Raw genomic sequence first — 15553 nt, 5'->3', positions numbered from 1 at the left:
CACCAAAAACTTAGCCAGCCTGTAAAACAGGCTGGCTTTTTAATTATTAAATATCAATAAGGAAAAAACATTTATTAAAGTTATATTTTTTCTATTTATCAAATATAACTACTTTTCTCGCTATTATTTTTTAAAGTTAGAAAAACAGAAATATACTCATTTACAGATTATACTACTCATCAAGTATCTGCATCAGTTTACTAATGCATAAACTACAGCTCTCAGTTACAATAACAGACATGGATAATATAGCTGGCAATCTGATTCTGATCGGTTTGATGGGAGCAGGTAAAACTACTCTTGGTAAACAACTGGCAACAAAATTACATCGCGATTTTTATGATAGCGATCAAGTAATATGTGAACGTACTGGCGTATCTATTCCCACTATTTTTGAAGTTGAAGGAGAAGCCGGTTTTCGGTTTCGGGAAGCGGCCATTATCAGCGAGCTAGTGCAGCAAAAAAATATTGTTATTGCCACTGGTGGCGGTACTATTTTACAAATCGAAAACCGACTTAAACTGCAACAAAATGGCCACGTTGTTTATCTACATGCACAACCAGAAATACTGTTAAGTAGAATTCAGCACGACAAAAACCGACCACTACTTCAAGTTTCTGATCCTCTGGCAAAATTGCAAGAACTATATACCGTACGTGATCCTATCTATCGTGCAACAGCCCATACCATAATAGATGTAGACAGTCCTTATAGCTCCAAGACGATTAATCGATTAATTCGATTATTACGATACCCCTCTCAACAACTCTCTCTTTTATAACCCATCATGTATACCCTTTCTGTTGCAACTGCTTCACACCAGTACCCGATATTTATTGGCAGTGATCTGCTGAAATCCGCACAAAATATTCTTGCTCCTTATTTAAATCATAAGATTGCCATTGTTACCAATGTAACCGTTGCTGAATTGTATCTACCTCAGTGGCAGCAAATCATGAATCAGGCAGGTTATGATTATTTCAGTATTATTCTGCCAGACGGAGAACGGTATAAAAATTGGGAAACTCTCAATTTAATTTATGATGGTTTGATGCAAAACCGTGCAGAACGCCAAACCACTTTATTGGCTTTAGGAGGAGGTGTAATTGGGGATATGGTTGGTTTTGCCGCTGCGACCTATCAGCGCGGCGCACCTTTTATCCAGATTCCTACAACACTGCTCAGTCAGGTAGATTCATCTGTTGGCGGTAAAACAGCAATCAATCATCCTTTAGGAAAAAATATGATTGGAGCGTTTTATCAGCCCCAAGCCGTATTTATTGACTTAAACAGTTTGCAAACATTACCAGCACGTGAGTTTTCTGCCGGTTTAGCAGAAGTAATCAAGTATGCCGTATTAGGTGATATCGAATTTCTTCAATGGCTGGAAAATAACATCACCGCATTAATGGCACAGAATCCATCAATACTAGCTGAAGCCGTTTATCGTTGCTGTCAGATGAAAGCTGAAATTGTGGGTGCCGATGAAAAAGAAGCCGGTATCCGTGCTTATTTAAATCTGGGACATACATTCGGCCATGCCATCGAAGCAGAAATGGGTTATGGTAATTGGCTGCATGGAGAAGCTGTGGCTGCCGGTACAGTACTTGCCTGCCGTTTATCTGAGCAACTGGGTTATTTGAACAAAAAAGATACGGAGCGTGTTATTGCATTATTAAATCAGGCCAAGCTACCCGTTCTCCCTCCGGCGATGTCACTTAAGGCATGGCTTGGACATATGAGCCATGATAAAAAAGTAATTGATGGAAAATTACGTTTTGTTGCACTCAAACAACTTGGGCAGGCAATGATAGCTGATGATATTGTAACCGAAACACTAGCCACAACTCTGAAACCCTATATCTTGTGAAGCATGTTAGAATCTGCGCCTAATTCTATCATCGACTTTTACATTAAACACAAGATAAAGTATGACTAATCAATCCGATCTCCAGGCGGAAAATAATCACGATCATAAGCGCAGCATCCGCAGTTTTGTTCTTCGTCAAGGCCATATGACAGCTGCCCAGCAGCGTGCCATTGATACTCAATGGCCACTGTTTGGTATTGATTTTAACCAAAATCAAATTGATTTAGATACCATCTTCAATCGTCCTTCACCAAAAATTCTGGAAATTGGCTTTGGGATGGGAGTAGCAACAGCTGCAATTGCCCAAAACCTGCCTGAGTGTGATTTTCTGGCTATTGATGTACACGGCCCGGGCGTAGGTAATCTGCTAAAGCTGATTCAGGAACAAAATATTCAGAATATACGGGTGATGCGCCACGATGCGGTGGAAGTCGTCAATTACATGCTCCATGATAATAGTTTGCATGGGATTCATATTTTCTTTCCTGATCCATGGCATAAAAAACGCCATAATAAACGACGTCTGATTCAGATACCTTTTATTGCCCAATTACTTCCCAAACTGAAGCAAAACGGCTATATCCATTTGGCTACCGACTGGCAGGAATATGCCGATCAGATGCTTGAAGTGCTATCCGGCTTCCCTGAATTACAAAATACTGCTGAAGATTTTGCTGCTACTCCGGCCTACCGTCCGGAAACTAAATTTGAAGCACGCGGAAAACGTCTGGGACACGGTGTGTGGGATTTGATTTTTGTAAAAAAATAACATCAAGAATTAATAAAAAGTAAAGACATTTAAGGTACAATCAACCTGATTGCATTGCGGCAATTCTTTTTTCTGTTAAATAATATTGCTGTCTTCTAAGGAACTGAGATGTTTCAGAATGTCGAATACTATCCGGGCGATCCCATTCTGGGTCTGATGGATCAATACAAACAAGATTCACGTAATCAGAAAGTAAATTTGGGTGTTGGCGTTTATTATGATGATACCGGCCATGTCCCGGTACTGGAATGCGTTAGCACCGTAGAATCGCAACTGGTTAAAGAAAATTTACCACATGATTACCTGCCTATGGACGGACTGCCCGGTTATCGCCAGGCCTGCCAGAAATTATTACTTGGCAGTGAACATGAAGCTATTAAAAGTGCACGAGTTGCTACCATTGCCAGCCTTGGTGGTTCTGGTGCACTGCGCGTCGGTGCTGAATTTATTCACCGCTGGTTTCCTCAGGCAAAAGTTTATGTCAGCAATCCTACCTGGGGTAACCACATCAGTATTTTTGAGGGTGCAGGCATAGAAGTACTAAAATACCCCTACTATGATCCTGAAACAATTGGCATTAAATTCACAGAATTAAAACAATTCCTTCAGCAACTGGATGCAGGCAATATTATTTTGTTACATCCATGCTGCCATAATCCCACCGGTGTAGACCCAAGCCAAGAACAATGGGATGAGCTGCTTGAGATTATCAAACAAAAACAACTTATCCCTTTTATGGATATAGCATATCAAGGCTTTGGTGACGATATAGAAACCGATACCTATGCTATTCGTAAAGCTGTTGATTTAGGCTTATGCGTTTATATCAGCAACTCTTTTTCTAAAAATCTTTCAATGTACGGCGAGCGAGTGGGTGGTCTGAGTATTGTCTGCCCGACAACTGAAGAAGCCCGTCTTGTACAAAGTCAGCTTAAATTTACTGTACGCCGTTTATATTCAAGCCCTCCTGCACACGGCGGTCATGTCGTTGACCGTGTAATGAACAATAATCAGTTATTCAAGCAATGGGAACAGGAAGTCTATATGATGCGCGATCGTATTCGCGCTATGCGCAGCCGTTTACATGAAGTCTTACAAGCAAAATTCCCAGAGCGCGATTTCAGCTATTTTGTAAAACAACGTGGTATGTTCAGCTTCACTGGTCTGAATCCGCAGCAGGTTGAACGTCTGAAAAGCGAATTTGGTGTATATATGGTTGAAAATGGTCGTATGTGCATGGCTGGATTAAATAGCAGTAATATAGAATACGTAGCCAATGCAATGGTTGCTGTATTGAAGTAATTAGTATCTGAACAATGAAACTGGCTGATTATCAATTAATCCAGCCAGTTTCATTATTTGTATTACCAACACAATAAATTCAATTACAAAATAAATTTCTTAATTGGTTTGATGAGTAGCAAACCGGCGTAACCGGAAAGCCAATGCAATATTCATGACGCCGAATAATGCTGCATAAACACCAATTACCCAAGTTAATGCTATACCGCCCTGTACTGGATCAATAAGCAGAATAATACCCACCAAAACCGATAAGATACCGGCAATAATCATCCACCATTCACCCTGAATAGCTTTGCGTAAACGTATTGCAGTTATAATTTGGAATATACCGGATATCAAAGCCCAAGCAGCAATAAATGTAATCAAAACCAGCCAGGTAATTCCCGGAACAAAAAATGTCAGGATACCGGCCAGAATACTTACAATACCCCAAATCAGCATTAACCACCAATCCTGATGACTTTTTCGACCATTAATAGAAATGATTACGCCCATTACACCATCTATTAAAGCATAAACACCGAAGAATATAACCATGACCATTATAGTGATGAATGGATAGAACCACGTTAGCAATCCAAAAATCAATGCAGCAATCCCACGTAAAAGTACTATCCACCAATTTTTTGAAAGTAAATTAGCTAACGGACTGCGAAATGTAAAATTATTCACAATATTTCCTTTAATTAAATGTCCATTTCTAAATGATAAAATATTAATGGATAAGATATCAATAAACGATTGCTATTGATAACGCTTATTTTTATATAACAGCCAGCCATCATGATGACGATGCTTTGGATCATGGTGTGTCCAATGGACTAATCCGCCACGGTTGTTACTGATATACTCACCTGAAAAGCCAACTGTGTCTTCACGCTGCAAATCATTCAGCCTCGGCGCTATATCAATATTATGCACTATTAAAACCGTACTATCTGTGCCTGTACGCAGTATAAAACGCTGATGACGACTGCCTTTATTATCATCAGGTAATGTTTTAATAACTTTACCTTCTCCATATACTTGTACTTTATCAAGATTTTCTTTTTGAGCTTGCTCAATCGACACACTTTCCTTTGGATTACTTGCAACAGGTGCAGCAGTAAAACTATGTCGCATAGATTTAAAAGAATTAATTACCTGTTCCTGTGCCTGACTTTTTGGCCGCTCGTCTGTTGTGCTTTGCAACCACAACCATAATCCCAGTGCCACAATAACCAGCAAAATAACTTTCTTCATAAGTAAAAATTTTGATGTGCAGTTAGTAACAATTTAATTCATCATACAAAATGTAATCAGTGATAGCAAAATTAATGTTAATATAAATAAAAAATCAGGCTATCTGGAAATCCGGATAGCCTGATTCTAATAAAAACTATAATAATTTATTTTTTATAAGCTAATGCTGCTTTAATAAAGGCTGTAAACAAAGGATGGCCATTTTTTGGTGTTGAAGTAAACTCAGGATGAAACTGACAAGCGAAAAACCAAGGGTGATTCGGTAATTCAATTGTTTCAACCAAATGCTCATGCCCGGTAGATACACCACCAATAACCAAACCAGCCTGTTCTAACTGTGGCACATAATAGTTATTAACTTCATAACGATGACGATGACGCTCGCGAATCAACTCATTACCATAAATGTTTCTCGCCAATGAGCCGTCAGCCAGTTTTACTTCTTGTGCGCCTAAACGCATCGTACCGCCAAGATTAGTATTAATATCGCGCTTTTCAATCTGCCCGTCTCTATCCTGCCACTCACTAATCAAAGCAACAACAGGATGCTGGGTTTTCAGATCAAATTCAGTTGAATTGGCTCCATCCAGATTAGCCACATCACGTGCATATTCAATCAGCGCGATTTGCATGCCCAGACAGATACCCAGATAAGGAATTTGCTTTTCACGCGCATAACGAACAGCAGCGATTTTTCCTTCAACACCACGCGTACCGAAACCACCGGGAACCAGTATGGCATCCATATCTTCTAAGCAGGCCGTTCCTTCTGTTTCCAGAGCTTCACTATCTATATAATGAATATCTACTTCAGTTTCGGTCTGAATACCGGCATGCTTTAAAGCTTCCGACAAAGATTTATATGATTCAGTTAAATCGACATATTTGCCGACCATGGCAATTTTTACTTTATGTTTCGGATGTTGTACTAAATAAACAATCTTATTCCATGCAGTCAGATCGGCCTGCTGAACATTAAGTTGCAGCTGCTCACAGATAATATTGTCAATACCCTGATCATGAAGCATTGCCGGCACTTCATAAATGCTATTAACATCATAACAGCTTATAACCGCACGCTCTTCAACATTACAGAACAAAGCGATCTTACGTTTTTCTTCTTCCGGCATCGGCCGGTCCATACGGCAGATAAGCACATCCGGCTGAATGCCGATTTCACGTAATTCTTTAACGGAATGCTGAGTCGGTTTGGTTTTTATCTCACCTGCGGCCGCAATATACGGTACATAGGAAAGATGAACAAAAAGGGTATTGGTTCGTCCCTGCTGGCTGCGCATTTGTCTGATGGCTTCCAGAAAAGGCAAAGACTCAATATCACCTACCGTACCCCCGATTTCGACAATCGCCACATCGAAACCGGCAGCACCTTCATGAATTTTGCGTTTGATTTCATCAGTAATGTGGGGAATAACCTGAACAGTGCCCCCCAGATAATCACCACGGCGTTCTTTATGAATTACACTTTCATACACCTGGCCGGATGTAAAATTATTGCGCTTTTGCATCGTAGCATCAATAAAGCGCTCGTAATGCCCGAGATCCAGATCTGTTTCAGCACCATCATCAGTAACAAATACTTCCCCATGCTGAAAAGGACTCATTGTACCCGGATCAACATTAATATATGGATCCAGTTTAAGCATGGTTACTTTTAAACCACGGGATTCTAAAATAGCAGCAGTAGACGCAGCGGCAATGCCTTTACCCAGTGAAGAGACCACACCGCCAGTTACAAAAATAAACTTGGTCATGACAATCAGCAGGAAATTGAATTAAGCATTTTAGCCGAAAACAGCATGAAATGAAAGATACTGCCCGGTCGCATAAAGAGTAAGAATATTAACTCCAGATTGGCGCAATAATCACGGTTGTGGCATAATTAATCACCGTAACCGCTAAATTTTTATTATGTTGCAATCTGGACATATTTTCATTGTTTCTGCCGCTTCCGGAACAGGCAAAACCACTCTGGTTTCACGCCTGAGTGCCTGTCAGCCTGATATCCGTATTTCTATCTCTCACACTACCAGAATGCCGCGAGATGGAGAACAAAATGGCATTCATTACCATTTTGTCAGCCGTGATGAATTTGAGCAAATGATTGCTGCCAATGCCTTCATAGAACATGCAAATGTCTATGGTAATTATTATGGCACCAGTTTAAAAGCTGTTGAGTCATTATCAAAACAGGGCTATAACGTTATTCTGGAAATAGATGTGCAGGGTGCTGAACAGATCCGCCGTTTATTACCGGAAGCCACCAGCATTTTTATTCTGCCTCCGTCAATGGCCGAACTGAACGAACGTTTGCGAAACAGAGGCACGGATAGTGAAGATGTAATAGCCTACCGGCTGGAAAAATCACGTGAAGAAATAGAGCAAAGCCTGTTATTCGATTATGTGATTGTTAATGAAGAGATTACACAGGCAGAAAATGACCTGCTGGCGATTATTCGCTCGGTTGGCTTGCGTGCCAAAGCACAAAGCCAGACTATTATAAAAATTTTATCCGAAAAATAATTTATTTACCTTTTATTACTTATCCTGATATCAGGAATGGAACTCAGATTATGGCTCGTATTACTGTAGAAGATTGTATCGGACGTATTCCGAATCATTTTGACCTGACCATGATAGCTGCTTTACGCGCCCGTCAGCTTGCCAACGGCGCTACTGCACTGGTCGAAGAAGATCATGATAAACCGACTGTCATTGCCTTGCGCGAAATTGCCGGCGGACAAATCGGAACAGAATTACTTAACCAGCAGAAATAATACAGGCAAACAGCCATGTACCCCCCCAGCATGCCTTATAAACCACCAGTAAATCAATGGCGGGATAATCTTTTCGCGCATACAGAATATCTGAATAAACAGGAACGCTGGGAATTGCTGGAACAGGCATGCGCCTATATATATTCTCTTGCAGACAAAACTGGCAAAACTGCATTACTGGAACGCAGTTTTGCCATTACTACATCTCTTGCACAAAATCTGCACAGAGTACAGGCTCTTGCTGCCGTTTTAATCAAAATTGCTTTTGAAGATTTAGGTACTTCAGATTCTCACCTGCCAAGCCATGCATTAGGACAGGTGGGGATGAAAATTTTAAACGAAATTAATACCTCAGCATATACCGATATTGCCTCACAACTTAAATGCTGTGAGCAGCAAATAGAAAACAGCTATCATGCCATTATTACCGAGGCACAGAATAAATTATTGCACACCGCATCCTACCTCGGAAAAGATGATCTGCGATTACTTGGCAAAGCCTGCGAATTCGGTGCAACTGCACATCAGGGACAGTTTCGCAATAGTGGCCTGCCCTATATTACCCACCCTATAGCGGTGGCGACACAACTGGCTGAATGGCATGTAGACATTCAGGCTTTATGTGCAGGTGTATTACACGACGTACTGGAAGATACCGGTACCACCAAAGAAGAAATTATAGCCGTATTCGGAGAAACCATAGCCAATATGGTTGACGGTCTATCTAAACTGGAAAAACTGGAATATAACAGCCAGCAGGAAGCACAGGCTGAAAGTTTCCGCAAGCTTATTATGGCAATGACTCAGGACGTACGGGTAATCATTGTCAAGCTGTCAGACCGGCTGCACAATATGCGCACACTGTCTGCAAAAAAACCAGCCAGCCGAAGACGTATTGCACAGGAAACCATGGAAATCTATGCGCAGCTGGCCAATCGCATCGGATTAAACCATGTTTACCGCGAATTACAGGACTTGGCATTCAAGCATTTGTATCCGCATCGCTATGAAGTACTCGCCAAAGCTATTCAGTCATCCCGGCGTAACCGGCGTGACGTGGTAGGAAAAGTACTGCGCGCATTCAGTCAGCGTCTGGTTAGTGCCAATATCGAGGCACAGGTAAGAGGCCGAGAAAAAAACCTTTATAGCATATATGAAAAAATGCGCCGGAAAAATCTCCATTTTGCCGACGTAATGGATATATATGCATTCAGAGTTATCGTTAATAATATACCCGCCTGCTATACCGCTTTAGGCGTGTTGCATAATCTTTACAAGCCTAAGCCGGGAAGAATTAAAGACTATATTGCCATCCCTAAAAATAATGGTTACCAGAGTCTGCATACCATACTGGTAGGTCCGTATGGTCTGCCAATTGAAGTACAGATTCGTACACATGAAATGGATACCATTGCCGAACGGGGTATAGCCAGTTACTGGATGCACAAAGATGGTGAGCAGAATAGCTTTGATCAGGCTCAGATGCGTACTAATCAATGGCTGCAAAGCATACTTGATATTCAGGCACATAGTGCTAACGCCATTGAATTCTTTGAACACGTAAAAACTGATCTATTTCCAAACGAGGTCTACGTTTTCACCCCCAAAGGCAAAATCATTACCTTACCGGAAGGTGCCACACCAGTGGATTTTGCCTATGCAGTCCACACCGGCATTGGTAATCGTACTGTTTCAGCACGTATTAATCACAATCTCATGCCATTACGTACCCGGCTGCACACTGGTGACACAGTAGAAATCATTACCTCCAGCAACGGTCATCCTACCCCGGCATGGCTTGACTTTGCCGTTTCCAGCCATGCACGCAGCGCCATTCGCAGTCAGATTAAAAAAATGAATCGCTCAGATGCTATCCGTCTGGGTGAGAAATTATTACAAAAAGCACTCTCCAGCCTGTTACCAGAAAACGTTTTACTTTCAGACAGCCTGAAAGATAAATATCTGGCCGATTTACAACAGAAAAATACTTCCTTTGAAAATATCCTGTGCGAAGTTGGTATGGGATTGTTGCAACCGGTTTCTATAGCCATGCACATCGCAGAGCTGGCCGGAGAACACTTTAACAACACCATTAAACTGGCACCCATTAATCTTACCGGCAATGAATCTACCCATATTCATCTGGCTAAATGCTGCCACCCTATTCCCGGTGATACTATTAAAGCCTTATTAATCAAAGATCAGGGAATCATCATCCATCGTGATACCTGCAATACCATTCTGAAAACAGATCCTGAGCTTCAGCTTGATGCTAACTGGGATATTATGCAGGCAAGCAACTATCAAACAACACTGTGTCTGAATGCAATCGATAGTCATGGCTTACTGGCCACTATTGCTCAGGCGATTTCCTCTAATGGCGGTGATATCAAGTCGGTTGAAACAACATCGAAAAAGCTTGAAGGCATTGAGGGATTTATCGAATTTCGCTTTGTTTTACAGGTAAAAGATCTTGACCAGCTGAACCAGATTACCCGGGATTTGCACTCTGTACCTCAGATTCGCCGCGTAAACCGCGTCTGAACAATCTTTCCTGATAAATATTCATATATATATCCGTTAAATATCATCTTGACGAACCATATTTAATCAGACATAATTCTGCCTTATTTTTAAAATAAACCTATGTCTGTTATTACTTTGTTTATTACAGATATAGCCATTATTTACACCTTAGGAGGTGATGTTGTAAACGGTTATGCGGTACCGTAAACACCGCCCTGGCCCTAAGTGGCAACATTTAAATATTTAGCTGATTAATAGTAATCAGCATCAGAACTCATTTATTCAGGAAAAAACATGCCTTCTGTACGTGTAAAAGAAAATGAACCCTTTGAAGTTGCGATGCGTCGCTTTAAACGCTCTGTTGAAAAAACCGGTCTAATGACCGAACTGCGTGCTCGTGAAGCTTACGAAAAACCAACTACTGAACGTAAGCGTAAAAAAGCAGCAGCCGTAAAACGTTTACAGAAACGCTTGCGCAGCCAGCAATTGCCACCAAAATTCTATTAATTGGTAGCTCCGGTTTATCATTTTCTGGTAACCGGAAATAAATACAATTGAAAACAATACCGCAGGCTATTGCTTGCGGTATTTGCATTTTACAGAAATAACTATCTGAAGCACCGCAATTTTAGCAGTATCATACTAAACTAATTTAATTTTTATTTATTGCGAGCATTATTATGAGCCTGAAACAACAACTGCAAGAAGATATGAAAACTGCCTTGCGCAATCATGATTCAGCTACCCTGTCCACCATTCGAATGGCACTGGCTGCAATAAAACAGATCGAAGTAGATGAACGAATCGAAGTAGACGATACACGCTTCACAGCTATTATCAGCAAAATGGTTAAACAGCGCAAAGAGTCTGTACGCATGTATACCGAGGCTGACAGAACTGATCTGGCAGAAAAAGAACAGTCAGAAATCGATTTGCTGCAGAATTATCTGCCCAAAATGCTCGACGAAGCTGAAATTGACGCAGCAATTAAAGAAGCCATAACCAGCACAGGCGCTGCGCAGCCAAGTGATATGGGTAAAGTTATGGGTGTACTGAAAAAAACACTGGCCGGTAAAGCTGACATGAGTGAAGTCAGCAAAAAAATCAAACAGCTTTTAAACTAAAAGTTATCTGCATTAACCATAACAGCAGATCAGAAAGACCGTTTTCCAATTTTTCATATTGAAGATAGCAGGCATAGTTGGAATGATTCCCAGTGAATTTATTGACGAATTATTAAATAAAATTGATGTCGTCGATGTAATCGAAGAGTTTGTACCGTTAAAAAAAAGCGGTGCCAACTACATGGCCTGCTGCCCTTTTCACAAAGAAAAATCTCCTTCCTTTTCTGTCAGCCCCAGCAAACAGTTTTATCATTGCTTTGGCTGCGGCGTACATGGTTCAGCCATTGGCTTTATCATGGAATATCAAGGATTAAGCTTTCAGGAAGCTGTGCAATTTCTGGCCGACCGGATCGGAATGACCGTACCCAGACAGATTGGCAACAACAACTCACAGGCACATAAAGCCCTTAAACAGCAACAGCAGACACTGGAACAAACCACAGCTGATGCCGCCACCTTTTACCAGCAACAACTTAAAACCTCGCCAAGTGCTCAGAATTACTTACAGCAGCGCGGCCTGAGCGATGAAATCATTCTTCATTATGGTTTGGGCTATGCACCTGATGACTGGCAGGCACTGGCAAAAGTATTCCAGCCCTATCCAAGCAATGCACTGGTAAACAGCGGTATGGTCATTACCAAAGACGACCGCCATTACGACCGGTTCCGTAACCGTATTATGTTTCCAATCCGCAGTACCCGCGGTCAGATTATCGGGTTTGGTGCGCGCATTCTGGATTCAGGCGAACCTAAATATCTTAATTCACCTGAAACTCCCTTGTTTGATAAAGGGCGTAATCTGTATGGCTTGTATGAAGCACGTGCCGCCATTAAAGAAGCACAGCGTGTACTGGTAGTAGAAGGTTATATGGACGTAGTTGCCCTGGCACAGTTTGGTCTGGGCTATGCAGTAGCCGCACTCGGTACAGCCACCACCGCCGAACATGTGCGCTTACTGATGCGGCAAAGCGATCATATCTATTTTTGCTTTGACGGCGACAGCGCAGGTAAAAAAGCAGCCTGGCGGGCTTTAGAAAATGCCTTACCGCAGTTAAAAGACGACAAAATTTTACACTTTCTGTTCTTACCGGCCGAACACGATCCTGACAGTTATGTACGCAGCTATGGATTAAAACCATTTGAAGATGCATTACTCAATCAGAGTCTGCCATTATCAGCCTATTTCTGGCAGGTACTGACAGAAAATATTGATATGGATACACAGGAAGGCAAAGCGGAGCTGATTAAAACCGCCAGTCCTTTACTGGCGCAAATCAAAGCACCGGCACTTTCTTTTCTGCTGCGTCAGGAACTTAGTCAGAAAGTAGGTATTGATGAACACAATCTGGCACAACTGCTCGGGCAGGAACTGCCCAGACCTCAGACTATCAGACAGAAAAGTTATCAATTACCCCGCAATACTTTCCGGCAGCCGCCAGTCATGTCATTAGTGCAAAAGCAGATACGCGCGCTATTGATAAATCCGCAATGGGCCGTATATATAGAACTACCAGAATATCTGGACCTGCACGGCGATTATGCATGCCTCGCCGCGCTGGCTGAACGTATTCAAGCCTCCGTTACCCCGTTAAACAGTGGTGCCGTGCTGGAACTGATGCGTAATACTGAATTTGAACCCGTTATCCGGCAGATTATTCATGATTATATGGACTCACCGGATGTCATGCAGCCAGGCAATGAAGATGACTGCACCACATTCAGACAGGGCATGCAAAAATTACTGGACAACCTTAAAACACAGCAGATTGATGCGTTGAAGCGCAAACTCCAGCATGAGCGACTAAGTGCCGACGAAAAACAGTTACTACTGCTACTTTTAAGTCCGTCCAAAATGCCGTCAGTATAAACCGGCGGTTATTGTAAACGCTTGCAGCGACAAAGTCGTTGTGAATACATCGAGTAAAATATGGCAAACTCCACACCTAAGAAATCCACTATTGATACCAGTCAGGAACAGGATGATACTCGCCCGTTAACCGCAGAAGAACAGCGTGCCCGCCTGCGTCAGCTGATTATTCAGGGTAAAGAGCGTGGTTATATTACCTACGCCGAAATCAATGATGCCCTGCCCGACGAAATGTCTGACGCCGATCAGATTGACAACATTGTATCGATGATCTCCGGTCTGGGTATTCAGGTTACAGAAGAAGCTCCTGATGCCGAAAGTCTGCTCATGGGCGACAACACCGCCAACATGACCGACGACGATGCAGTAGCAGAAGCAGAAGCAGCACTATCCAATGCCGACAATGAATTCGGACGAACCACCGATCCGGTACGCATGTATATGCGTGAAATGGGACAGGTAGACCTGCTGACCCGTGAAGATGAAATCATCATCGCCAAAAAAATCGAAAATGCCTTGCGTAACATGATTCAGGCCATTTCCGCATGTCCGGGATCAGTAGCAGAAATACTTGCTCTGATTGATGCAGTGCGCAAAGATGAAATCAAAGTAGACGAAATAGTCGAAGCCATTGTCGACCCGCATGAAGAGCTGCTGGATGAACTGGGCATTGGTCTGGATACCAAAAACGAAGACACCGAAATTACTGATGACAGTGATGACAGTGTAGACGTTGATGATGAAGAAAATGATGAAGAGAGTGCAGCACTGGCCGCTTCAGCCAACCTTGAAGAACTGCGCCAGAAAACACTCGAACATTTCGATGGTATTCAAAGTCTGTACGATACCATGGTTGCCACCTTACAGGAAAAAGGCAGTCACCATGCCGATTACCTGAAATTACAGCAGGAAATTGCCGAACAACTGCTACAGGTGCGTTTCGCTACCCGTCAGATTGAAAGCCTGTGCGACAATCTGCGTATGCGCGTTAATCAGGTAAGACAGCTTGAACGCGAGATTCGCGATATTGCCCTGAACCGCGTCCACATGGAACGCGACTATTTTATTAAAAGCTTTACCAATCGCACTACCGACCTGGGCTGGGTAGATGAAGAACTCTCCCTGAACCGCGTATGGAATGAAGCATTGCGCCGTTTTCAGTATGCCATCATCGAAAAACAGACCGAACTGGCCAATCTGGAGCAGTCTGCCCAGATCTCACTGGATGAGCTTAAACAGATTAACAAAAACATGGTGAAAAGCGAGCAGGAAACTGCCGCAGCCAAACAGGAAATGATTCAGGCCAACCTGCGTCTGGTGATTTCCATTGCCAAAAAATATACCAACCGCGGTCTGCAATTTCTCGACCTGATTCAGGAAGGTAACATAGGCCTGATGAAAGCCGTAGATAAATTTGAATATCGCCGCGGCTATAAATTTTCCACCTATGCCACATGGTGGATCCGTCAGGCAATTACCCGCTCTATCGCCGATCAGGCGCGTACCATTCGCATTCCGGTACACATGATTGAAACCATCAACAAAATGAACCGTATCTCCCGCCAGTATCTGCAGGAAAACGGCGAAGAAGCTGATTCTGCCAAACTGGCTGAGCTGATGGAAATGCCGGAAGACAAAATCCGCAAAATCATGAAAATTGCCAAAGAGCCTATTTCAATGGAAACTCCGATTGGTGATGATGATGATTCTCATCTGGGCGACTTTATCGAAGACGCCAATAACGTCGCACCGGCTGATGCGGCCATGTACTCCAGTCTGCGCGAAGTAACCAAAGATGTACTTGAAAGCCTGACTCCGCGCGAAGCCAAAGTACTGCGCATGCGCTTCGGTATCGACATGAATACCGATCATACACTTGAGGAAGTGGGTAAACAGTTTGATGTTACCCGTGAGCGCATTCGTCAGATTGAAGCAAAAGCCCTGCGCAAACTGCGCCACCCTACCCGCTCTGACCGGCTGAAAAGCTTTCTTGATAGTGACGAAAACAAACAATAAACATTTTTTAGTTTAAAACCAGAATCATCCGCCAGGAG

The 15553-nt window shown here is 42.5% G+C and carries 14 protein-coding genes; 11 read left to right on the top strand and 3 right to left on the bottom strand.

What is annotated here, in order from left to right; genetic code table 11:
* The first annotated feature begins 203 nt into the window (after window positions 1-203).
* From H3U73_RS02245 to H3U73_RS02230, 4 genes are all read left to right on the top strand, one after another.
* Window positions 204-782, top strand: coding sequence for a shikimate kinase (locus H3U73_RS02245; RefSeq protein WP_232336191.1), 579 nt, complete (start codon window positions 204-206; stop codon window positions 780-782).
* A gap of 6 nt (window positions 783-788) precedes the next feature.
* Window positions 789-1871 carry a 3-dehydroquinate synthase gene (gene aroB / locus H3U73_RS02240; RefSeq protein WP_084550895.1) on the top strand — a complete coding sequence of 361 codons (1083 nt, stop codon included), beginning with the start codon at window positions 789-791 and terminating at the stop codon, window positions 1869-1871.
* Between the two features lie 61 nt (window positions 1872-1932).
* Window positions 1933-2640 (top strand): tRNA (guanosine(46)-N7)-methyltransferase TrmB, encoded by a 708-nt coding sequence (gene trmB, locus H3U73_RS02235; protein WP_198189965.1) that lies wholly within the window; start codon window positions 1933-1935, stop codon window positions 2638-2640.
* A 108-nt stretch (window positions 2641-2748) separates the two neighbouring features.
* Entirely contained in the window at window positions 2749-3942 is a 1194-nt protein-coding gene (locus H3U73_RS02230) for an amino acid aminotransferase (RefSeq protein ID WP_198189964.1), read from the top strand.
* Window positions 3943-4041: 99 nt separating this feature from the next.
* On the opposite strand, the gene H3U73_RS02225 is transcribed toward H3U73_RS02230, so the two are convergent.
* The 3 genes from H3U73_RS02225 to H3U73_RS02215 form a co-directional block, all read right to left on the bottom strand.
* Window positions 4042-4617 (bottom strand): HdeD family acid-resistance protein, encoded by a 576-nt coding sequence (locus H3U73_RS02225; protein WP_198189963.1) that lies wholly within the window; start codon window positions 4615-4617, stop codon window positions 4042-4044.
* 72 nt (window positions 4618-4689) lie between these two features.
* On the bottom strand, window positions 4690-5187 hold the full coding sequence (locus H3U73_RS02220) for a DUF3465 domain-containing protein (protein ID WP_198189962.1): 498 nt from the start codon (window positions 5185-5187) through the stop codon (window positions 4690-4692).
* Window positions 5188-5333: 146 nt separating this feature from the next.
* A complete protein-coding gene (locus H3U73_RS02215) occupies window positions 5334-6959 on the bottom strand; it encodes a CTP synthase (RefSeq protein WP_041880419.1) in 1626 nt (541 codons plus the stop codon).
* A 157-nt stretch (window positions 6960-7116) separates the two neighbouring features.
* Between H3U73_RS02215 and gmk the strand changes: the two genes are divergently transcribed.
* The 7 genes from gmk (at window position 7117) to rpoD (ending at window position 15515) form a co-directional block, all read left to right on the top strand.
* The gene (gene gmk / locus H3U73_RS02210) at window positions 7117-7728 is read left to right on the top strand and encodes a guanylate kinase (RefSeq protein ID WP_078474755.1); all 612 of its coding nucleotides are present in this window, start codon (window positions 7117-7119) and stop codon (window positions 7726-7728) included.
* A gap of 50 nt (window positions 7729-7778) precedes the next feature.
* Window positions 7779-7982, top strand: coding sequence for a DNA-directed RNA polymerase subunit omega (rpoZ, locus tag H3U73_RS02205; protein WP_025331049.1), 204 nt, complete (start codon window positions 7779-7781; stop codon window positions 7980-7982).
* A 15-nt stretch (window positions 7983-7997) separates the two neighbouring features.
* Window positions 7998-10526, top strand: coding sequence for a bifunctional (p)ppGpp synthetase/guanosine-3',5'-bis(diphosphate) 3'-pyrophosphohydrolase (locus H3U73_RS02200; protein WP_232336190.1), 2529 nt, complete (start codon window positions 7998-8000; stop codon window positions 10524-10526).
* 276 nt (window positions 10527-10802) lie between these two features.
* The gene (rpsU, locus tag H3U73_RS02195) at window positions 10803-11015 is read left to right on the top strand and encodes a 30S ribosomal protein S21 (protein WP_025331051.1); all 213 of its coding nucleotides are present in this window, start codon (window positions 10803-10805) and stop codon (window positions 11013-11015) included.
* A gap of 173 nt (window positions 11016-11188) precedes the next feature.
* The gene (locus H3U73_RS02190; protein WP_084550885.1) at window positions 11189-11632 is read left to right on the top strand and encodes a GatB/YqeY domain-containing protein; all 444 of its coding nucleotides are present in this window, start codon (window positions 11189-11191) and stop codon (window positions 11630-11632) included.
* An 82-nt stretch (window positions 11633-11714) separates the two neighbouring features.
* Window positions 11715-13499, top strand: a complete 1785-nt coding sequence (gene dnaG / locus H3U73_RS02185) for a DNA primase (RefSeq protein ID WP_084550883.1) — start codon at window positions 11715-11717, stop codon at window positions 13497-13499.
* A gap of 60 nt (window positions 13500-13559) precedes the next feature.
* Complete coding sequence (gene rpoD, locus H3U73_RS02180; protein WP_084547389.1) at window positions 13560-15515, top strand: RNA polymerase sigma factor RpoD; 1956 nt, start codon at window positions 13560-13562, stop codon at window positions 15513-15515.
* The last annotated feature ends 38 nt before the right edge of the window (window positions 15516-15553 follow it).

This window comes from Snodgrassella sp. W8124, from assembly GCF_016100875.1.
Lineage (GTDB): Bacteria > Pseudomonadota > Gammaproteobacteria > Burkholderiales > Neisseriaceae > Snodgrassella > Snodgrassella alvi.
Note: the sequence above shows the minus strand (reverse complement) of the source record. Positions and strands in the feature narration are given on the sequence as shown.

Bases quoted from the DNA above. Each gene is read 5' to 3' on its own strand.
- H3U73_RS02245 (WP_232336191.1), top strand. From the start codon at position 204: ATGCATAAACTACAGCTCTCAGTTACAATAACAGACATGGATAATATA.
- aroB (WP_084550895.1), top strand. From the start codon at position 789: ATGTATACCCTTTCTGTTGCAACTGCTTCACACCAGTACCCGATATTT.
- trmB (WP_198189965.1), top strand. From the start codon at position 1,933: ATGACTAATCAATCCGATCTCCAGGCGGAAAATAATCACGATCATAAG.
- H3U73_RS02230 (WP_198189964.1), top strand. From the start codon at position 2,749: ATGTTTCAGAATGTCGAATACTATCCGGGCGATCCCATTCTGGGTCTG.
- H3U73_RS02220 (WP_198189962.1), bottom strand. From the start codon at position 5,187: ATGAAGAAAGTTATTTTGCTGGTTATTGTGGCACTGGGATTATGGTTG.
- H3U73_RS02215 (WP_041880419.1), bottom strand. From the start codon at position 6,959: ATGACCAAGTTTATTTTTGTAACTGGCGGTGTGGTCTCTTCACTGGGT.
- gmk (WP_078474755.1), top strand. From the start codon at position 7,117: ATGTTGCAATCTGGACATATTTTCATTGTTTCTGCCGCTTCCGGAACA.
- rpoZ (WP_025331049.1), top strand. From the start codon at position 7,779: ATGGCTCGTATTACTGTAGAAGATTGTATCGGACGTATTCCGAATCAT.
- H3U73_RS02200 (WP_232336190.1), top strand. From the start codon at position 7,998: ATGTACCCCCCCAGCATGCCTTATAAACCACCAGTAAATCAATGGCGG.
- rpsU (WP_025331051.1), top strand. From the start codon at position 10,803: ATGCCTTCTGTACGTGTAAAAGAAAATGAACCCTTTGAAGTTGCGATG.
- H3U73_RS02190 (WP_084550885.1), top strand. From the start codon at position 11,189: ATGAGCCTGAAACAACAACTGCAAGAAGATATGAAAACTGCCTTGCGC.
- dnaG (WP_084550883.1), top strand. From the start codon at position 11,715: ATGATTCCCAGTGAATTTATTGACGAATTATTAAATAAAATTGATGTC.
- rpoD (WP_084547389.1), top strand. From the start codon at position 13,560: ATGGCAAACTCCACACCTAAGAAATCCACTATTGATACCAGTCAGGAA.